At 31.6% G+C, this 20,956-nt stretch carries 21 protein-coding genes; 12 read left to right on the top strand and 9 right to left on the bottom strand.

The window, feature by feature from the left end:
* Positions 1–6: 6 nt before the first annotated feature.
* The 6 genes from Q0891_RS02375 (at position 7) to Q0891_RS02350 (ending at position 3,957) form a co-directional block, all read left to right on the top strand.
* Positions 7–945, top strand: coding sequence for a 2-hydroxyacid dehydrogenase (locus Q0891_RS02375; protein ID WP_299098462.1), 939 nt, complete (start codon positions 7–9; stop codon positions 943–945).
* Between the two features lie 26 nt (positions 946–971).
* Complete coding sequence (locus Q0891_RS02370) at positions 972–1,427, top strand: DUF1801 domain-containing protein (protein WP_299098461.1); 456 nt, start codon at positions 972–974, stop codon at positions 1,425–1,427.
* A gap of 82 nt (positions 1,428–1,509) precedes the next feature.
* The gene (locus tag Q0891_RS02365; RefSeq protein WP_299098460.1) at positions 1,510–1,896 is read left to right on the top strand and encodes a VOC family protein; all 387 of its coding nucleotides are present in this window, start codon (positions 1,510–1,512) and stop codon (positions 1,894–1,896) included.
* Positions 1,897–1,917: 21 nt separating this feature from the next.
* The gene (locus tag Q0891_RS02360; protein WP_299098459.1) at positions 1,918–2,682 is read left to right on the top strand and encodes a sulfite exporter TauE/SafE family protein; all 765 of its coding nucleotides are present in this window, start codon (positions 1,918–1,920) and stop codon (positions 2,680–2,682) included.
* A 75-nt stretch (positions 2,683–2,757) separates the two neighbouring features.
* Positions 2,758–3,420: a hypothetical protein gene (locus Q0891_RS02355; protein WP_299098458.1), complete on the top strand. Its 663-nt coding sequence runs from the start codon at positions 2,758–2,760 to the stop codon at positions 3,418–3,420.
* Positions 3,421–3,477: 57 nt separating this feature from the next.
* The gene (locus Q0891_RS02350) at positions 3,478–3,957 is read left to right on the top strand and encodes a YtxH domain-containing protein (protein WP_299098457.1); all 480 of its coding nucleotides are present in this window, start codon (positions 3,478–3,480) and stop codon (positions 3,955–3,957) included.
* A 42-nt stretch (positions 3,958–3,999) separates the two neighbouring features.
* Here Q0891_RS02350 and Q0891_RS02345 read toward each other — a convergent pair whose 3' ends face one another.
* The 4 genes from Q0891_RS02345 to Q0891_RS02330 are packed head-to-tail and all read right to left on the bottom strand — an operon-like array spanning position 4,000 to position 8,617.
* The gene (locus tag Q0891_RS02345) at positions 4,000–5,019 is read right to left on the bottom strand and encodes a carboxypeptidase-like regulatory domain-containing protein (protein ID WP_299098456.1); all 1,020 of its coding nucleotides are present in this window, start codon (positions 5,017–5,019) and stop codon (positions 4,000–4,002) included.
* Positions 5,000–6,838, bottom strand: a complete 1,839-nt coding sequence (locus Q0891_RS02340; RefSeq protein WP_299098455.1) for a lysophospholipid acyltransferase family protein — start codon at positions 6,836–6,838, stop codon at positions 5,000–5,002. Before Q0891_RS02340 ends, Q0891_RS02345 begins: the two co-directional genes overlap by 20 nt.
* Before the next feature lie 19 nt (positions 6,839–6,857).
* Complete coding sequence (locus Q0891_RS02335; protein ID WP_299098454.1) at positions 6,858–8,108, bottom strand: aspartate kinase; 1,251 nt, start codon at positions 8,106–8,108, stop codon at positions 6,858–6,860.
* A 29-nt stretch (positions 8,109–8,137) separates the two neighbouring features.
* Complete coding sequence (locus tag Q0891_RS02330; protein WP_299098453.1) at positions 8,138–8,617, bottom strand: GNAT family N-acetyltransferase; 480 nt, start codon at positions 8,615–8,617, stop codon at positions 8,138–8,140.
* A 129-nt stretch (positions 8,618–8,746) separates the two neighbouring features.
* Between Q0891_RS02330 and fbp the strand changes: the two genes are divergently transcribed.
* Positions 8,747–9,754, top strand: coding sequence for a class 1 fructose-bisphosphatase (gene fbp, locus Q0891_RS02325; RefSeq protein ID WP_299098452.1), 1,008 nt, complete (start codon positions 8,747–8,749; stop codon positions 9,752–9,754).
* Positions 9,755–9,826: 72 nt separating this feature from the next.
* Here fbp and Q0891_RS02320 read toward each other — a convergent pair whose 3' ends face one another.
* Positions 9,827–10,258: a TerB family tellurite resistance protein gene (locus tag Q0891_RS02320; protein WP_299098451.1), complete on the bottom strand. Its 432-nt coding sequence runs from the start codon at positions 10,256–10,258 to the stop codon at positions 9,827–9,829.
* Between the two features lie 115 nt (positions 10,259–10,373).
* On the opposite strand from Q0891_RS02320, the gene mfd reads away from it, so the two are divergent.
* The 4 genes from mfd (at position 10,374) to Q0891_RS02300 (ending at position 16,593) form a co-directional block, all read left to right on the top strand.
* Positions 10,374–13,706, top strand: coding sequence for a transcription-repair coupling factor (mfd, locus tag Q0891_RS02315; RefSeq protein ID WP_299098450.1), 3,333 nt, complete (start codon positions 10,374–10,376; stop codon positions 13,704–13,706).
* Entirely contained in the window at positions 13,703–14,566 is an 864-nt protein-coding gene (locus Q0891_RS02310) for a DMT family transporter (protein ID WP_299098449.1), read from the top strand. The genes mfd and Q0891_RS02310 overlap by 4 nt, the downstream gene beginning before the upstream one ends.
* Positions 14,567–14,611: 45 nt before the next feature.
* Positions 14,612–15,913, top strand: a complete 1,302-nt coding sequence (locus Q0891_RS02305) for a thioredoxin-like domain-containing protein (protein ID WP_299098448.1) — start codon at positions 14,612–14,614, stop codon at positions 15,911–15,913.
* 104 nt (positions 15,914–16,017) lie between these two features.
* Positions 16,018–16,593, top strand: coding sequence for a hypothetical protein (locus Q0891_RS02300; RefSeq protein ID WP_299098447.1), 576 nt, complete (start codon positions 16,018–16,020; stop codon positions 16,591–16,593).
* A gap of 125 nt (positions 16,594–16,718) precedes the next feature.
* Here the strand turns inward: Q0891_RS02300 and Q0891_RS02295 are convergent, their stop codons facing one another.
* Entirely contained in the window at positions 16,719–17,663 is a 945-nt protein-coding gene (locus tag Q0891_RS02295) for a nicotinic acid mononucleotide adenyltransferase (protein WP_299098446.1), read from the bottom strand.
* Between the two features lie 211 nt (positions 17,664–17,874).
* Between Q0891_RS02295 and Q0891_RS02290 the strand changes: the two genes are divergently transcribed.
* The gene (locus Q0891_RS02290; RefSeq protein WP_299098445.1) at positions 17,875–18,876 is read left to right on the top strand and encodes an NAD(P)H-dependent glycerol-3-phosphate dehydrogenase; all 1,002 of its coding nucleotides are present in this window, start codon (positions 17,875–17,877) and stop codon (positions 18,874–18,876) included.
* A gap of 57 nt (positions 18,877–18,933) precedes the next feature.
* Here Q0891_RS02290 and Q0891_RS02285 read toward each other — a convergent pair whose 3' ends face one another.
* From Q0891_RS02285 to Q0891_RS02275, 3 genes are all read right to left on the bottom strand, one after another.
* Positions 18,934–19,329 (bottom strand): hypothetical protein, encoded by a 396-nt coding sequence (locus Q0891_RS02285; protein WP_299098444.1) that lies wholly within the window; start codon positions 19,327–19,329, stop codon positions 18,934–18,936.
* A 3-nt stretch (positions 19,330–19,332) separates the two neighbouring features.
* A complete protein-coding gene (gene pheS, locus Q0891_RS02280) occupies positions 19,333–20,352 on the bottom strand; it encodes a phenylalanine--tRNA ligase subunit alpha (RefSeq protein WP_299098443.1) in 1,020 nt (339 codons plus the stop codon).
* 88 nt (positions 20,353–20,440) lie between these two features.
* Positions 20,441–20,797, bottom strand: coding sequence for a hypothetical protein (locus Q0891_RS02275; RefSeq protein ID WP_299098442.1), 357 nt, complete (start codon positions 20,795–20,797; stop codon positions 20,441–20,443).
* Between the last annotated feature and the right edge of the window lie 159 nt (positions 20,798–20,956).

Here is a 20,956-nt window from a genome sequence, read left to right as displayed (position 1 = left end):
TGATTGATGAAAATACTACACCTAGACTCTAACCATCCTTTACTCTTAAATCATCTTAACGATTTAGGATTCACAAATCACATAGATTACACATCTTCTAAAGCAGAAATTGAAGCCAAAATTGCAGATTACGATGGATTTATTATTCGCAGTCGGTTCTCTATCGATCAGCAGTTCTTAAATGCAGCTAAAAATCTGAAATTTATAGGACGTGTTGGTGCTGGTTTAGAAAATATAGACTGTGATTATGCCACAGCAAAAGGTATTCATCTCATTTCTGCACCAGAAGGTAACCGAAATGCGGTTGGCGAGCATGCTTTAGGAATGCTACTATCACTCTTCAACAAACTGAACAAAGCTCACAACGAAGTAAGACAGGGAAAATGGTTACGAGAAGAAAATAGAGGCTTAGAGTTAGATGGCAAAACCGTTGGACTAATTGGCTATGGAAATATGGGAAAAGCTTTTGCTAAAAAACTAAGAGGCTTTGATGTAGACGTTTTATGCCACGATTTAAAAGACAATGCTGAAGATGCTAATGCTAAACAAGTATCTTTAGAAGTATTACAAGAAAAAGCAGATGTACTCAGTTTACATACACCACAAACTGAATTAACTATTAATATGGTAGATTCAACATTTATAAACGGATTTCAAAAACCATTTTGGTTAATTAATACAGCACGTGGCAAATCTGTAGTGACCAAAGATTTAGTTTCAGCATTAAAATCTGGTAAAATCTTAGGTGCAGGTTTAGATGTTTTAGAATACGAAAAATCGTCGTTTGAAAATTTATTCTCATCCAATAATATGCCAGAAGCTTTTCAATATTTAATAGAAGCTGAAAACGTTTTACTAACACCACATGTTGCAGGTTGGACGATTGAAAGCAACATAAAACTTTCGCAAACTATTGTAGATAAGATTAAAGCTAAATTTTGCTAACTTGTAGTATTAAAATCATATAATTTATGACCTATAAAGCCGAAACACCTGAAGAATACATCAATCAACTTCCCGAAGACAGAAAAGAACCTATCATAAAATTAAATAAGCTTATAAAAAAACATATGCCTAAAGGCTTAGAAGCAGGTATGAGTTATGGCATGCTAGGCTATTATGTTCCAAAATCAATTTATCCAGATGGCTACCATTGTAAACCTTTTCCGCCTTTACCTTTTATAAATTTAGCATCTCAAAAAAACTTTATTGCATTATATCATTCTGGTATGTATGCTAAAAAGGAATTATACGATTGGTTTGTAGAAGAATATCCAAAGCATTGTAAATACAAATTAGACATGGGAAAAAGCTGTGTTAGATTTAAAAAAATGGAGGACATACCTTATGATTTAATTGAACAACTATTAGGAAAAATGTCTGTTGAAGAATGGATAGAAATCTACGAAAAGGCAATAAAAAAATAATGTTTCCTGCAAGGTTTTAAAACCCTTGTAGATATAAGTTTAATTAGATTCCCTTTTTCAAGGGAATGAAAATAAAATTTCGATGAAAAAAAGAGTTACAGGCATTGGTGGATTATTTTTTAAAACTAAAGACCCAAAAGCAGCGAAAGATTGGTACAAAAAACACTTAGGTTTTAATACAGACGATTACGGTTGTACATTTTGGTGGAAGGATAAAGAAGGAAAGGATTGCTCTACCCAATGGAGTCCGTTTGCAGAAGACACCAAATACATAGAGCCTTCTAAAAAAGACTTTATGTTTAACTATAGAGTTGAAAATTTAGAAGAACTTTTAAAAACCTTAAAAGAAGAAGGTGTTACAATTGTTGGTAAAATGGAAGAATACGATTATGGGAAATTTGGTTGGATTTTAGACAACGATGGCAATAAAATTGAACTATGGGAACCAGTTGATGAAGCTTTTTTATAATTATAATTGAATCAATTATCATTGACCTATTTAGAAATTCTTCAATCCTATAATTTAACTGCGCTACAATGGATTGCCATTAGTTTCGCAGTTTTTTTATTAGGTTTATCTAAATCTGGTATTAAAGGCATTGGTATAATTCTCATTGTAATCTTAGCCTTTGTATTTGGGGAAAAAGCTTCTACTGGGATATTGTTACCAATGTTAATTTCCGCAGATATCCTAGCGGTTATTTATTACAATAGACATGCAGATTGGGGAATTATTAAAAAACTAATCCCTTGGATGATTGTTGGTGTTTTAGTCGGTGTTTGGGTTGGTAACGACATCTCTGAATATGTTTTTAAAAAGCTTATGGCTGTAATAATCATAGTCTCTGTTTTTATAATGTTATTTCTTGAGAGAATAAAATCTACAGAACCACCAAAGCACAAATTATTTTCTTCAAGTATGGGATTTTTAGCTGGTTTCACAACTATGATAGGAAATTTAGCAGGTCCTGTTGCAAACATTTACTTTTTAACCATGCGGTTTCCAAAAAATGAATTTATTGGCACAGCAGCTTGGTTATTTTTTATCATTAATATCATTAAATTACCCTTTCATATTTTTGTTTGGAAAACCGTTTCAGTAGATTCTTTGGTATTAAATTCAGTATTAATTCCAGCTGTATTAATTGGTTTTTTTATTGGAGTAAACATTGTAAAACTAATTTCTAATGTTAACTACAGACGCTTCATTTTGATTGTTACGGCAATTGGAGGCATTATTATGTTGTTTAGATAATTAGCTATTTTATACTTGAATATATACAACACGCTTATTTTAGTAACTTTACGGTCTTAACTAAAACTAAAATCGATGTCAGACGAAACTAAAAACTTAAGTGATGACACTCTAGATTCTGCAAAAGAAGGAGTACACAACACATCAGAAAAAATTAATGATGCAACCAACGAATTGGTAAATGAGACCAAAGACACTTTAAATACTGCAAAAGAAAAAACATCTGAGTTAGCTGAAAATACCAGCGAAAAACTAAATGACTTTAAAGACTCTGCAAAAGAAACATTTTCTGAAGCAAAAGATAAAGCTGGAAAGTATGCTGATGAAGCTGGCGAAAAATTAGATCAATTCACTGATGCTGCAAAAGAAAAGGCTTCTGAATTAGCCGATGATGCTAAAGAAACTTACAACGAAACGAAAGCAAAAGCTAAAGAATTTGCTAATGAAGCTGGAGAAAAACTTGATGAGTATACAGATGCAGCAAAGGAAAAGGCATCAGAACTAGCTGAGGATGCTAAAGAAACCTACCAAGAAACAAAAGCAAAAGCAAAAGAATTTGCTGGTGAAGCAAGTGAAAAAATAAGTGAGTTTGCTGATGATGCTAAAGAAAAAGCTTCAAAATTTGCGGATGCAGCAGAAGATAAATTTGAAGATCTATCAGAAGACGCTAAGGAAACTTACACTGAAGCGAAGCAAAAAACTAAAGGCTTCTTCCAAAAGTTATTTGGCAAGAAATAAAAACTATTCGCAATTTTTACTAACTTTATAATCTAACCAATACTAATAAATTAAAGAATGTCAGACGATAACAAAAATTTAAGCGATGACCTAGAAGATATGATAGGTGATGCAAAAGAAGGTGCAAAAAAAGCAGGAGATAAGATTAGCCAAAAAGCTAGTGAATTATCTGATGATGCTAAAGAGTTTGCTGATGACGCAAAAAAAGCAGCCAGTGATTTTGCAGATGATGCTAAAGAAGTTTTAAGTGATGGAAAAAATGTAGGTATCATTGCCCATATTACGTTTATCGGTTGGGTAATCGCTATTATTATGAATAGCAGTAACAAAACTGAATTTGGTTCTTTTTATGTTAGACAAATGCTAGGATTAATTATCATAGCTATGGTAACTTCATGGATTCCGTTTTTAAATTTAGTAATGTGGCTAGTATTACTTGTAGCTTGGATTATGAGTTTAGTTGCTGCATTAGGTGGTGAAATGAAACCAACATTTTTACTTGGTAAGCAATTTCAAGAATGGTTTAAAGGCATTTAGAGAGATATAAATTACAAACCCAGAATTAACATTCTGGGTTTTTTATTTACTAATTCCATAATCTAGAGGTAAGGTATCTCCAACACGCTGTATACCCATAGAGCCACTAAAATAAATCCCTTCGATAGGTGAATAATTCCCGTAAATATCCACGTAAAATTCATCAATATCTACCTGTAATTCTGATTGAAAATCTTTATCATACAAAATAGAAACTTTGTCTTTTAAGGTTACTTTTTTTAAATTAGAGTCTACAATTGCATCTACATTAAAGTAAGACCATTCTTTTACAACGAAGCCATCAAAAAAGATGAAATAGTCTTCATCTCTTAAATTCTCGTTATATAAAGATCGCATAAAATGCTGTATAGACCCATTATAAACGCGTTCTCTGTTTTTAATTGTTTTAGGTTTATCTGAGTCCTCTAAATTTCTATAAAATGAAGTGCCGTAATAAAAAACTGACTTCACAGTAAATTCTACAGTATTTAAATTTGCGTATTTAAAGTTAATTTCAAAATCAATTAAGTCATAAGTAATTTCATAGTTAAGCGCTCTGTTTTCTATTTTAAGAGCCACTTTAGAATTTGCGTATAAGGCTTTATTCTTCTTGTCGTATTTTAAGACTAAATCTTCTTCATTTAAAATCTTACATGATTTGCCATACTTTGAGACACCAAGAAATTCTTTTTTAAATAATCTTAATTTTTGTCGTCTTGTTAAACCATCATCATATTCTATATGCACCTCATCTAATGCACTATTTGCTTCAATGAGTTCGATTTTCATATTAGTTTTTAATCTATAATCTGATATAAAAATCTTTTCGTAACCTAAATATGAAATTACTAACGTAGACTGTACTGCATCTGTATAGCTTATAGAAAACTCGCCATTACTATCTGTAGTGGTGCCAAGAGTTGTATTGTCAAAATAAATGGCAACAGTTTCAATAGGTTGTTGTGTGGTTTTATCTACAACAGTTCCTGTTAGTGTTTGAGCGAAACAAAACAAGGGCAAAAGAAATACAAAACTGCAAAGTTTAATTGTTTTGTTGCTCATGATTATCCATAAACTTTCGTTCTAATTCCGCTTGAAATTCTTCCATCACAGGCCTTACTGTACTTTCAGGTAAATCAGCAATTTTAATATACATTAAACCATCTACAGCATTGTTAAACAGAGGGTCTACATTAAAAGCGACAAGTCTCGCATTTTGCTTTATGTATTTTTTTAATAAAACAGGAAGTCGTAATGCTCCTGGTTCTACTTCATCAATAATTTTATCAAATTTATTTAAATCCGCTTCAGTTTCGTCAAACACAAATTCTTTATCCGCATCCTGTAACTTTACTTTAAATTCTTTTTTGGGATGAACATATTGCGCTACATAAGGATCGTAATAATGTGATTTCATAAACTCAATCATCAGACTTTTAGAAAAGTTAGAAAACTGATTACTTATACTTACGCCACCTATTAAATATTTGTGCTCCGGAAAACGTAACGTTGTATGCACAATACCTTTCCATAGCAAAAATAATGGCATTGGTTTTTGCTGGTATTCTTTAATGATAAATGCTCTACCCATTTCTATGGATTGGCTCATCATTTTATGCAGTTCTGGTTCAAAACGAAATAAGTCTTGCAAATAGAATCCATCAATACCATAACGTTCAAAAATTTGAGACCCTAAGCCCATTCTATAAGCACCTGCCATTATATTTTTATCGTTATCCCATAAAAACATGTGGTGGTAATAAGTATCAAACGTATCTAAATCTATAGCTTCATTGGTACCTTCACCGACTTCTCTAAATGTAATTTCTCGTAATCGTCCAATTTCTCTTAAAATATTAGGAATACCTTCTGCAGATGCCAAAAACACTTCATAGTTTTTACTTTCTAAAAGTCTACAATTGTCATCCCTTAATTTATCTACCTCAGCAATCATCACTTCTGGTGCTATTGGTGTGACAATTCGTTTTGGTAATTTTACGGGTTTTAATTGTGATTGCAGATTATCTAAAATCTTAGGTTTATCCTCAAAAGTTTTAGATAACATATAAGTTTTTCTTCTTAAAAAATCCGAAAAATCCTTTAAATTACTATGTTCCTTTTGATCTTTTACAGAAATAGGTTTACCTACTCTAACTTTTATAACACGACGCTTCTGCGTCAATAATTCTGACGGTAATTTTGCCGTTCTTAGTGTATCACTAATTTTAGAAAGTCTATAAAACAAACGGCTGTTTTTAGCATGGAAATAAATAGGAACAACTGGTACTTCAGCTTTTTGTATTAACTTCATTGCGGCTACTTCCCATTCTTTATCAACTACTAATTTACCATCGCGATATGTCGAAACTTCTCCGGCAGGAAAAACACCTAAAGGATGCCCTTCTCTTAAATGCAAAATAGCGTTTTTAAAACCTGCAATACTACTCTTTACATCCTTTCGCTCTTCAAAAGGATTTACTGGCATTATATACGGTTTTAAAGGCTCTATTCTATGTAATAAAAAGTTAGCAATGATTTTAAAATCACTTCGCTGTTCCATCATTAACTTTAACAATAGAATACCATCTATACCACCAAGTGGATGATTAGAAACTGTAATGTAAGGTCCATTTTTAGGAAGTCGTTTCATGTCTTCCTCTGGGATTTCGAACTTTATCTGAAATTCATCCAAAATACCATCTAAAAATTCAACATTACTTAAGTGCTTATTACGATTATAAACCCTATTCAATGTTGATATTTTAAGAACTTTCATCAAAATCCAACCAAAAAAAGTACCCAAGAAACCATACTTATCAGCATGTATTGCCTTAGCGACTTCTTTTGCGGTTACCAAACCAGTATCTGATGATTTACCCATAAAACAAATGTAAGAAAGTTTATTTAGTTACAATTTGCACAGTGCCTTGTGTTAATTGCTTTAATAATACTGTTTTACCTTTTTCTAGCTCTTGTATTGCATCGTCATTGTAGTGCCTAATAGTGTATAGACTCACATTATCGTTGCATGTTACATTAAATTTTGCTTTTAAATGCTGCAATAGTTTTTCTAAATTATCATATAAATTTTCGATACAAACAGAAAAACTAATTGCTGAATTTTGAATTACATCTACCTTCATTTTATACAGGTGTAATAAACTGAAGATTTCACTTATATTTTCTTCCATTATGTATGAAAAATCTAGTGAAGATAATGATATTAAAACTTGATTCTTCTTTACAATAAAACATGGAATTTCTGGCACTAAGGCTTGTCCTTTACTTACACAAGTACCTGCTTCTTCTGGATTTAAAAACGACTTGACGTATAACGGAATTTCTTTTCTTTGTAAAGGCTGCAGTGTTTTTGGATGAATTACAGAAGCACCATAAAAAGCCAATTCTATAGCCTCTCTGTATGATATTTGATGTAACAGTTGCGTGTTATCAAAATATCGAGGATCTGCATTAAGTACACCAGGAACATCTTTCCAAATCGTAACACTGTTAGCGTTTAAACAATAGGCAAATATTGCTGCTGTATAATCACTCCCTTCTCTACCTAAAGTTGTGGTAAAATTATTGGCATCACTTCCTAAAAATCCTTGTGTAATATTTAAAACATTAGCATTTAACTTAGTACTTATGTTCTCTTGAGTTGCTTCCCAATTTACATTAGAACGTCGGTAATAGCTATCCGTTTTTAATAACTCTCTAACATCTACCCAATTACTTTTTAATCCTATTTCATTTAAATAATGACTGATAATTGTAGTTGAAATCAGTTCTCCATAACCAATAACTTGATCATAGACATAATTATAATCTGGCGATTTATTACTCTTAAAAAATGCGTTTAATTCATCAAAAAATGCCTTAACATCAACGAATACTTGGTGTCTATTGTTTTCAAATAAATCTACCAAAATGTCATTGTGGTACTTAATAACGTCGTGAATAGCGCTTTGTAAATCGTCTTTATTTTCAAAATAATTTTTAACCACCAATTCCATACTATTGGTTGTTTTCCCCATTGCGGAAATTACAACTAATGCTTTCTCATGTCCTGTGGTTTGTAAAACCTTTGCTAAATTTTTTACACCATTGGCATCCTTTACAGATGCACCTCCAAATTTATAAACTCGCATACGTGTTTCCCTAATTTAAGGGAACATTTTTAATTAATAATAGATAGATAATTTTCAATCCCTTTTTCATCTAATTGAACTACGTTCCAATCTCTCATTACGTTTGCACCTTTGCTTTCGTAAAACTTAATTGCATTTTCATTCCAATCTAAAACCTCCCAACTTACGCGTTTTACTTGTATCTGTTTCGCGTATTGTACAACCGTATCTAGCAGTAGAGTTCCTAAACCTTTTCCTCTACATTTTTCACTTACAATGAGATCTTCTAGATGTAACACTTCTCCTTTCCAAGTAGAGTATCTTGAATAGACTAGTGCAATGCCTTCAATAACATTGTCTACTTCCATTACAAAACAAATGAATTTTGGCTGAGCGCCAAAACCATCATTTTCTAAATCGGAAATACTTACTTCTACAGCATCAGATTCTTTTTCAAAGATTGCCAATTCTTGAATGAGCTCTAAAACTCTTGGCATATCTTGTTTTTGGGCTAATCTTGGTTGATTCATTTGGTTAATTATAAAGAATACTCAAATATAATTCAACTTAGCAGACATCACAATAATTTTAAAGTACGAAAACGTTATAGTTTGTTAAAAAATGCGATATTTGTATGCTACTAATCAATATATTACTTCATGTCTAAAAGAAATCAAACCTTAGGGGAATTCATAATTGAAAATCAAACATCGTTTAAATATTCTTCAGGAGAACTTTCAAAACTAATTAACTCTATACGTTTAGCTGCGAAAGTGGTAAATCATGAAGTGAACAAAGCAGGTCTTGTTGACATTATTGGTGCTGCTGGTGATACTAATATACAAGGCGAAGATCAACAAAAACTTGATGTATATGCTAATGAGAAATTCATTCAAACTTTAACCAAAAGGAATATTGTTTGTGGTATTGCAAGTGAAGAGGAAGATGACTTTATCACTATAAATTCCCAAGATGAAAATCACCAAAACAAATATGTGGTACTAATAGATCCTTTAGATGGTTCTTCTAATATTGATGTTAATGTTTCTGTTGGAACGATCTTTTCAATATATAGACGTGTTACACCTTTAGGAACACCTGTTTCTATAGAAGATTTTCTTCAAAAAGGAAGTGCGCAAGTTGCAGCAGGTTACGTAGTATATGGAACATCTACAATGTTAGTGTACACAACAGGCGATGGTGTAAATGGATTTACTTTAAATCCGGCAATAGGATCTTATTACCTATCGCATCCAAACATGCAATTCCCAGAAGACGGAAATATATATTCTGTAAACGAAGGTAATTATTCAGATTTTCCTATTGGAATAAAAAAATACATAAAATACTGTCAGGAAGATGGAAACGAAAGACCATACACAAGTCGATATATTGGTAGTTTAGTGTCTGATTTTCATAGAAACATGATTAAAGGTGGTATTTACATGTATCCTAAAAGCACTAAAAATCCAAAAGGAAAATTACGCTTACTTTATGAGTGTAACCCTATGGCTTTTATAGCAGAACAAGCTAATGGTAAAGCAAGTGATGGCTTAACAAGGATTATGGATATAGAACCTACAGAATTACACGAGCGTGTACCATTTATTTGTGGTAGTAAAAATATGGTTGAAAAAGCTGAGGAATTTATTAGAGATAATGCTTAGTTTCTTTATAATTACCCATAAAAAAAGCAACCTAGATTTAGGTTGCTTTCTTTATTTTAAATAGTGTTCTAACTATCTATTCATATTTTTCATTTCCTCAATGAACGTATCAGAATCTACATCATCATGTGCTAATGCCAACGCTTTATCTGCAATGTATTTTACATTCTGAGCATGAAAACCTAACCCAACACACAATTTTTCTAATAAACTATGTTGATTTGGCCCTTGTATATCATCTGCCCAAACCATACGTGCTAAATCATAGAGACGCTCTAAACGCGTTTCGTAAGACAGTGGCGCATTCAGTGGATGTGTGCTATAATTCTCAATAATATCTTTGTAATCGTGTTCTGTAATATCTAAACGAGTTGCTAAACGATCTAAAAATAATTTTTCAGTATCCGTAATAACACCATCACTCATTGCAACTTTAACTATAGATGCAAAATGGTTTTTATTTCGCTTTTTAAATCCGCTATCAAATAAATTTGAAAATGACATATATTGTTTTATTTATTATCTAATTATTAATTCTGAACAAATATAATTCTATTCAAAGAATTATCAGTATTGAAGACTTCAAAAATTTTATATTTGCAACTTCAAATAAAGAAACTTGAGTAAAGTATCTATAACCCAAACATTCGCACAGACTTTGCAACTGCAAAATCTGCAAACTGCTATTGCCTATAGCGAAACCAAAACTCATATTAAAGGTCTGGTTGGTTCGTCGTTTTCTATAACAGTTGCTGAAGCTTTTAAAACAGCTGATAAACCATTTTTATTAATTTTTGATGATAAAGAAGAAGCCGCTTTTTATCTCAACGATTTAGAACAACTCATCAATGATAAAGATGTATTGTTTTATCCTGGAAGCTACAGAAGGCCATACCAAATAGAAGAAACTAATAATGCCAACGTGCTTTTACGTGCCGAAGTTTTAAACCGAATTAATTCGCGTAAAAAACCGTGTATTATTGTTACCTATCCTGATGCGCTTTTTGAAAAAGTAGTTACTAAAAAAGAGCTAGAAAAGAATACATTAAAAATTTCGGTTGGCAATGAACTGAGTATTGATTTTGTCAACGAAGTTTTGTTTGAATACAAGTTTAGACGTGTTGACTTTGTTACAGAGCCAGGCGATTTCTCAGTAAGAGGTGGCATTGTAGATGTATTTTCATTTTCTCATGATGAACCTTACCGAATTGAATTCTTTGGTGACGAAGTAGATAGCATAAGAACTTTTGACGTAGAGACACAACTTTCTACCGAGCGTATTAAAAAGGTCAGTATTATACCTAATGTGGCGAATAAAATGATCGCAGAGCAACGCGAAAGTTTTCTAAAATATATTTCTAACAAAACAGTTATTTTCTCTAAAAATGCATCGCTTACATTTTCTCGAATTGATAATTTTTATGGGAAAGCTGAAGATGCCTTTAAAAACTTATCTGGTGATATAAAACATGCGTCGCCAGAAGAGTTATTTTGTAATTCAGAATTACTTAAAAGACAATTTTTAGAATACTGTTTAGTAGAGTTTGGTTCTGAAGCCGTATTTGCAAAGCAACTTATTGCTTTCTATACCAAACCTCAGCCAGCATTTAATAAACAATTTAATTTACTAATTGAAGATTTAAATGACAATCACAACAACGGAATAACCAACTATATTGCCTGTGTAAGCGAGCAACAAGCTAAACGTTTTCATGATATTTTTGATGATGCAGAACAAAACGTTCATTACAAAACCGTTGTACTCTCATTGTATCAAGGTTTCATAGATACAGAACACCATATTGCTGTATATACAGATCATCAAATTTTTGATCGTTATCATAAATTCCACCTTAAAAATGGCTACGCCAAAAAGCAAGCTATTACTTTAAAAGAATTAACCAATCTTGAAATTGGAGATTATGTTACACACATAGATCATGGGATTGGAAAATTTGGCGGATTACAAAAAATTGATGTTGAAGGTAAAAAGCAAGAAGCCATAAAATTAGTCTATGGCGAACGCGATATTTTATACCTCAGCATTCATTCTTTACATAAAATCACCAAGTTTAATGGTAAAGATGGAAAACCACCAACGGTTTATAAACTAGGAAGCAAAGCTTGGAAAACCTTAAAGCAAAAAACAAAATCTAAGGTTAAGGAAATTGCCTTCAACCTTATTAAACTATATGCCAAACGTAAATTAAAGAAAGGTTTTCAGTACGCTCCAGATAGCCATATGCAATTGGAGTTAGAAGCCTCATTTATTTATGAAGACACGCCAGATCAAATTACATCTACTGCAGATATAAAAGCTGATATGGAAAGTGAACGACCAATGGATCGTTTGATCTGTGGTGATGTTGGTTTTGGAAAAACCGAAGTTGCCATAAGAGCAGCATTTAAAGCTGTAGATAATGGTAAACAAGTTGCTGTTTTAGTACCAACAACGATATTGGCTTATCAACATTCACGAACGTTTAAAGAACGACTAAAAGATTTCCCAGTTACTGTAGATTACGTTAATCGTTTTAGAACTGCCAAAGAAAAACGAGAAACTTTAGAAAGCTTGGAAAAAGGGCGTGTAGATATTATTATTGGCACACATCAACTCGCTAGTAAAAACGTAAAATTTAAAGATTTAGGTTTATTAATTGTAGACGAAGAGCAGAAATTTGGCGTGGCAGTAAAGGAGAAATTAAGGACCATTAAGGAAAATGTAGATGTATTGACTTTAACAGCAACTCCTATACCAAGAACGCTTCAATTCAGTTTAATGGCTGCACGAGATTTATCTGTCATTAACACAGCACCACCAAACCGATATCCTATTGAAAGTCATGTAATTCGTTTTGGAGAGGAAACTATAAGAGATGCTGTAAGCTATGAAATACAACGTGGCGGACAGGTATTTTTTATTCATAATAGAATTGAAAATATAAAGGAAGTTGCTGGTATGATTCAGCGTTTAGTACCTGATGCTAAAATTGCCATTGGTCATGGCCAAATGGATGGTAAAAAGCTAGAGCAACTTATGCTAGCTTTTATGAATGGTGAATTTGATGTTTTAGTAAGTACAACGATTATAGAAAGTGGTTTAGATGTACCAAATGCAAACACCATTTTTATTAATAATGCTAATAATTTTGGATTGAGTGATTTGCATCAAATGCGCGGACGTGTTGGGCGTAGTAACAAAAAAGCATTCTGTTATTTTATTACACCAGAACATTCTGCAATGACTAATGATGCCAGAAAACGTATATCTGCTTTAGAACAATTTACAGAATTAGGAAGCGGATTTAATATTGCCATGAAAGATTTAGAAATTCGTGGTGCAGGCGATTTATTAGGTGGTGAACAAAGCGGATTTATTAATGATATCGGCTTTGACACTTATCAGAAAATCTTAAATGAAGCTATTGAAGAATTAAAAGAAACCGAATTTTCAGATTTATATAAAGATGATGGTAAGCCTAAGCAGTATGTAAAAGATATGACTATTGATACTGATTTTGAATTACTTTTCCCAGATGATTACATCAATAATATCACTGAGCGATTAAATCTATATACCAAACTAAACGCCATAAAAACAGAAGAAGAACTCCATAAATTTGAATTAGATATTATTGACCGTTTTGGAGAATTACCTATTCAAGTTTCAGATTTATTAGATAGCGTACGATTAAAGTGGATTGCAACGAAAATGGGTATTGAAAAACTGATTATGAAACAAGGAAAGATGATTGGTTATTTTGTTCAAGATCAGCAAAGTGGATTTTACCAAAGTCCGTCCTTTACTAAAGTACTGCAATTTGTACAGCAGAATGTAGGTAAATGCAAAATGAAAGAAAAACAAACTAGAAAGGGTTTGCGTTTATTACTCACTTTTGAAAACATTAAGTCAACAAAACAAGCATTGGCTGCTTTATCTGATATGCAATGAGTGAAAAAAGCCATTTAAATAATCTATTATTATTAATCGTTGCAACCGTCTTTATAAGTACTTCTGGCCCATTAGGAAAGTTTATAGATATGCCAACGGTTGTAATAATTTTTTGGCGCTCCATTTTAGCCGCAATATTTTTGTTTGCGCTTTGTTTGTTTAAAGGTATTAAGCTCAAAATCAACTCTAAAAAAGATCGGCTTACTTTTTTCATTGCCGCCTTTTTAATGGGCGCACATTGGGTAACCTATTTCTATGCATTAAAATTATCTAATGTTGCTATTGGTATGATTTCAGTATTTACGTTTCCGGTAATAATAGCCTTATTAGAACCTTTATTCTCAAAAACAAAATTAGATCCTATTCATATTTTATTAGGGATTATGGTGTTACTAGGAATCTATATTCTAGCGCCAGAGTTTGATATAGAAAACAATTATTTACAAGGCATTCTATTTGGTTTACTTTCGGCTGTTTGTTATGCATTACGAATTTTAATGTTAAAAGAACACGTTACCAATTATAACGGAACTATGCTTATGTTCTATCAAGTGATAATTATAGCAACATTGCTTGTTCCTGTCTTATTTTTTATAGACACTTCTAATATAACAACACAATATCCTTATGTTTTATTATTAGCAATAGTAACTACAGTCATTGGTCACACTATGTTTGTAAATAGTTTAAAATATTTTAAGGCAAGTACAGCAAGTATTATTGGTAGTTTACAACCTATATTTGGAATCATAATTGCATTCTTTTTCTTGAATGAAGTACCAACATTACATACATTTGTTGGAGGCATGCTAATACTAGCAACAGTTATTATTGAAAGTATAAGATCTAAAGCTAAATAATGGCTTAATTATTGAAGTCGTTTACAAGATAAAAAACACCGTATAATGAAAAACACATTATTTCTATTTTTGATTTTACCTATGCTAACTATAGCACAAAGTGTAAAAGGAACATTCTCGCCTGCAGAAGATTATTCATATGCGTTTTTATATAAAGCGACACCAGAAGGCGCCAATTATATAGACAGAGGGCAATTAGATAAAAATGGTCAGTTTGAAATAAAACTAAGCGACTCTTTAGAAGCGGGTATTTATAAAATTGTTTATGCAGTTCCTCCAGAGGAGAATAATTTTGATGTAATCTACGACGGAAAGGAAACCGTTGCCTTTGATTTTAATCAAGAAAGTGGTGTCAACTTCACAGAATCTGAAGAGAATAAACTTTTTGCTTCTTACCTAAAAAGTATGGAAATGATAAACCATACCATCAGTAACTATTACAATAAAGGTATTAAAGATGAAAAAGGGTTTAACGCTATCTTTAAAACTTTAAATGATACGCAGCTGGCTTATGAAGACTTAGCTAAAGATAAATTAGTGAGCAGTTTCATTATAGCTAATAGACCATATATGCCTAAAGAATATGAAGATATCTCAACGTATTCTAATAACTTAAAACAACATTATTTAAGTCATGTAAATTTTAGTGATTACTTACTTCAGAGCTCAACGTTTTTAGTAGATAGAGTAAATGCCTATGTTTTTAATATGGTAGAAAACCCAACAAATGCCATACTAAAATCTCATATTGATGATGTTGCCGCAGCTATACCTAATAATGATTTAATTATTAAAACAAGCTTACTTGAAATGTTATGGCACCAATTTGTAAGCGGAGAAAATCATGAAGTTGCTAATTATATCACGGACAATCATCTTCTTGAATTAGCAAAATCAACAAATAACAAGGTATTAGAAGAGATGGTAACCTCATTCAAAAACACATCTATTGGTACTGTAGCGCCTAATTTTGATATCACTTCTAATGGGCAAAATACTAGTTTGCAGCAATTAAAAGGTTCGGAATATTATTTACTTGTTTTTTGGAGTAGTGCTTGCGGACATTGTTTAGACGAGTTACCTAAAGTAAAAGAGATGGTATCCAATAAATCTAACCTTAAAGTGGTTGCATTTGGTTTAGAAAATGAGGATAACAATTGGGATAAAGAAATTAAAAACTATCCAGATTTTACACATCAAATTGGTTTAGGTAAATGGGAAAACCCAACAGTAAAAACATATGGTGTTTCTGCCACTCCTATGTACTTTCTATTAAGTGCGGACAAGCTCATTATGGCCAAACCATTTGACTTCCAAGACTTAAAAGTTTTAATTGAAGGTTTGTAGAATCTTTTTTACAACTCTAAATTCAGATTTACATATTTTAATTTAGAAGAACTATATTTCATATTAAACGTTAGCAACAAGCTAAAAAAACTCACGCACAAAAATTGAAATATATTCTATCAATATTTATTACGCTATTCTTTCTCTCGTGTGAAAGCAACAAATACGAGTCAGAATCGGAATACCAAAATTGCATTAATACCAAAACGTTTGAAAGGGGAATATTATATCCTTTAAATACATCAGAATCGGAAATTACAAAATCAATTGATGTGTTCGATTCAATTAAAAAGTTTGAAAACTATTTAGAAAACGGAAAGTCTCTTTCTGGAATCAATAAAAAAGATTACTTATCACTAATCTCAAGAATTGACGAAAATGAATTTCTCAAGAAAGAGTTCTTCGAGTTTAATTTTGATAATTACTTTATTGAGAACAATTTAATGACCCCTTTGTTTTTTGAGGAGTTATTTTATGATTGTGTTATGAGTTCGTTTAAGAACCAAATACAATATGACTTCATTTTAAGAACTAAGGACAAAGTTCAACTAAATTCCTATCCGAATAGAAAAATACTAACCGAATTAGTAGATAAAATAGATTTTGAGAGCGAGACGCAAAGATTAATACTTACTTATCTAATTTATTACAAGTTGCATTGGAAATATGAAATGGAATAAAATCCAGTTGCTAACACCATGTATAATTAATAAAAAGAAAACGCTCAGAAAAACAAGTGTTTTGTCTGAGCGTTTTGAAACTAAATAACCAACCAAAATTTAGCTTCTTTTGTATCTATATATTCCTAAATACTTCTTGTATTTTCTCTAGTATTCTCTACTCTATTTGTTGTTTGCTTACGCTTTTTAAGTTCGTCTGTCTGTATATTTGATTTACCTTCTGTTGGTGCATCTCTGTAATACTGAATATATCCTCGGCCTTTAAACTCGTAAACTGTACCAGAATTTGAATGGTACAACTCTATCTTACTATCATTAATAACGTTAAGTTGGAAGAATTCATTGTCAAAGAAATCATAATCTAATGTTAATGTTTTTTGGTACATATTGCCAGACATATTTCCTACACTATAATTCCCAATGAAATCCCAATATATATTATTGATGTTGTTAATATTAGCATCTTGAGAACTTCTAAAAGTGTCATCATTCCCACCAGATAGAAATTGTAAATAATTTTCATTATCAAAATCATTTAAGGCTCCATAATTGCTTGTATATGTTTTTTCCCAAGCTTCATATTCTTGTAAGAAATAATGAATATTGTCATAAAACACAAAATCGTAATCAAAGTTAGAACGTTGGTAGCCTTCTAAGAAATAGGATGTATCGTTAAACGGATTATACAATTCAATAGTGTTGTAATCTACTTGGTACACATCAAAACTATCATAACCGTCAATAATATGGTTAACATCTAAAATCATATCGTAGGCATCATATGTACCTATCTGTACACCAAAGCCGTTCCCTTGACTTCCTATACCAACTAAATTATTATTAGCATACATTACACCATTTTGAAATGATACTGTAAAAGCTATCTGTAAAAACGGTGTTTCTCCATAACCTTGTGTTTGGTTAATATCAACATACCATAAATCATAAGAATTTAATAACTGATTTAATGAAATTGCTGGTTCATCATTATAATGTACGTCTTCTAAATAACAAGATGTAAAAAGTGTTGCAACTAATGCAAATCCTAATAGTAATTTTAAAGTTTTCATAATCTAATGGTTTTAGGGTTACATTATGTATAGTTTCAAAACGCGTGCCAAAAAAATAATTTAAGAGGTAATTAGTGGTCTTTTTTGTAAGACATAAAATGAATAATGCCAAGCAACACAACGCTTAATTACTGATAATCAAAGTAAAATAAAGCAAATTTTAATTCTTTAAATTTTCCTTACATTTGATATACTAAATCGATTTAATTCTATGAATAATACCACAAAATATGCTGTTTTTGGTGCCGGAAGTTGGGCGACTGCCATTGTAAAAATGCTATGTGAAAACCAAAATGAAATTGGCTGGTATATGCGAAGTGTTTATGCAAAAGAACATATTCTAAAAGAAAAACACAATCCTAGTTACTTGAGTTCTGTAGAGTTTCATACTGAACAATTAAAACTAAGTAATGATATTAATGAAATTGCAGATTGGGCAGATGTTCTCATTTTTGTAATCCCATCTGCATTTATTCATGCAGAATTAGAAAAATTAAATACAGATATTAGCAATAAAACCATTGTATCTGCTGTAAAAGGTATCATGCCAGAAACAGGAAAATTAGTTGGTGAGCATTTTCATGATGTCTATAATATTCCATTTGAAAACATTGCTGTTATTGCTGGTCCATGCCATGCTGAAGAGGTAGCTTTAGAACGTTTATCTTATTTAACGATTTCTTGTGCTGATGCAGAAAAAGCACAAAACATAGCAGATAATTTATCGAGTAATTATATAAAAACAAAAATTAGTGATGATATCATTGGTATAGAATACGCTGTGATGCTTAAAAACATTTATGCTATCGCTGCAGGTATTGCACATGGTTTAGGCTATGGCGATAATTTTCAGAGTGTATTGATGAGTAATTCCATTAGAGAAATGAAACGCTTTATCAAAAAAATGCACAAGATGAAGCGTAACATTAATAACTCAGCGTACTTAGGCGACTTGTTAGTAACGGGATATTCTGTATTCTCAAGGAACCGAATGTTTGGTAATATGATAGGTAAAGGTTATACTGTAAAATCTGCTCAGATGGAAATGAATATGGTTGCAGAAGGCTTTTATGCAACCAAAAGTGCTTTTGAATTAAATAAAACGAACAAGAAAAAAACGCAACTTCCTATTATTAATGCTGTTCATTCTATTTTATATGAAGGAAAAGATGCTAAGAAGGTGTTTAAAAAATTGACGGATAAGCTTGATTAGCTTTCGGTCATCAGGCATTTAATTTTAGTGAAATATTAAGCGTTAAAAATTCAAGAATTACTTTACTAAAATACCTTTTAGCTGCATTAAAGGAATAGTTTGCAGCGCCTTTTCATTAATGGTGTTTTTTCTAAACACGTAGGTCTTATCAAACATTTGATTACCTTCAAAAAACGTAATTTTAAACTCGTTATTAAGTTCTAGTACCTTTTCTTGAAGATATTCAATTTTAGCGTAGCTTCTTGCAGGTAATTTAGCAATGGTATGTCGCATTAAAGGTGTTAACTTTTTATCGTTGTAACCTCTAGATACAATAAGAACTGTTTCTAAATCTTTATCGCTATTGTTGATGATGTAAGCGTTCCAGTCTTGAGTTTTATATTCTAAATGTTGCTCTTTTACCACTGCAACATGAACATCTTTTACTTCTGGTATTTTTATATCTTTCTTCAAAGCTTATAAGGCAGACTTAAATTGCTCTAAAAAACGGACGTCATTTTCGCTTAACAATCTAATATCACTAATTTGATTTAATAACATCGCAATACGATCTATTCCCATCCCAAAAGCGAAACCAGAATACTCTTTAGAGTCTATTCCACAATTTTCTAAAACATTTGGATCTACCATACCACAACCCATAATTTCTAGCCAACCAGTACCTTTGGTAATCTTATAATCAGTTTCAGTTTCTAATCCCCAATATACATCTACTTCAGCACTTGGTTCTGTAAATGGAAAGTATGAAGGACGCAGTCTAATCTTAGATTTCCCAAACATCTCTGTAGTAAAATATTGCAGCGTTTGTTTTAAATCTGCAAAACTCACATCTTTATCAATATATAAACCTTCTACTTGATGGAAAAAACAATGAGAACGTGCCGAAATAGCTTCATTCCTATATACTCTACCAGGAGAAATTGTACGAATTGGAGGTTGATTATTTTCCATATAACGTACTTGTACAGAACTTGTATGTGTACGTAATAATATATCTGGATCTGTTTGAATAAAAAACGTATCCTGCATATCTCTAGCCGGATGATATTCTGGTAAATTTAATGCTGTAAAATTATGCCAATCATCTTCAATCTCTGGCCCTTCACTTACGTTAAAACCTATACGAGAAAAGATGTCTATTATTTCATTTTTAACAATAGAAATAGGATGACGTGCTCCAATAGAGATAGGCTCTCCAGGACGAGATAAATCGCCATAAATACCTTTATCTTCCTCTTCGTTTTCTAGGACTTCTTTTAAGGAATTTACTTTGTCCTCAGCCGTTTTTTTAAGCTGATTAATTGTTTGGCCAAATTCTTTCTTTTGATCGTTCGCTACATTTTTAAACTCAGCAAAATATTCTTTTAAAAGGCCTTTGGACCCTAAATATTTAATTCTAAAAGCTTCAACCTCTTCTTTTGATTGCGCTTTAAAAGCTTCTGCTTCTGCTATAAGTTCTTTTATCTTGTCTATCATCTTGTGCTGAATTTAATCCAGTATCTCTTTTAAGAGTCGGCAAATTTAGTTTTTTTTTATGAGTTATTGTAGTTGTATACCGTTGAAACTAGTCTATATATTCCGTTTCTACAAAATAATTTACAATAGCTTCTTTCATTAATACACTTTGCTCTCCTGCCTTTAGATGCGGCAATTGTGCTAAAACTTTATAATGTGGCCAACCGTCATCATCAACAAAATCAAATTCATAAAAACCATAAGGTTCTAAAATTTTACAAATTGCAATATGCATTAAATCTAACTTCTGGTCTTTTTTGTATTCTCTATGAAGCTGACCTAGTTCTTGTACGCCTATCAAATAAATTATAGAATCGAGATCTAATTGATCTCCATCAGCAAATTGGTTAGAGAGTTTTTCTACCACCAAATTCCATCGCTCTTTTAATTGTTCGTCTCTTGCCATGTATTCGTCCTGCGAAAACAGGAATCCTTTTTTATTATTATTTGAAAACTTAAAGTTTTAAGTTGTGTTCAAATTTAACTTTACGTTCAAAATCGTATCAAGCTTCAAAGTTAATAAACTAAAGTATCTTCAATTACGTTATTATATTAAAATGACAAA

Source organism: uncultured Winogradskyella sp., assembly GCF_947498005.1.
Lineage (GTDB): Bacteria > Bacteroidota > Bacteroidia > Flavobacteriales > Flavobacteriaceae > Winogradskyella.
The sequence above is the reverse complement of the archived record's forward strand: the minus strand, read 5'-3'. Positions and strand labels throughout refer to the sequence as shown.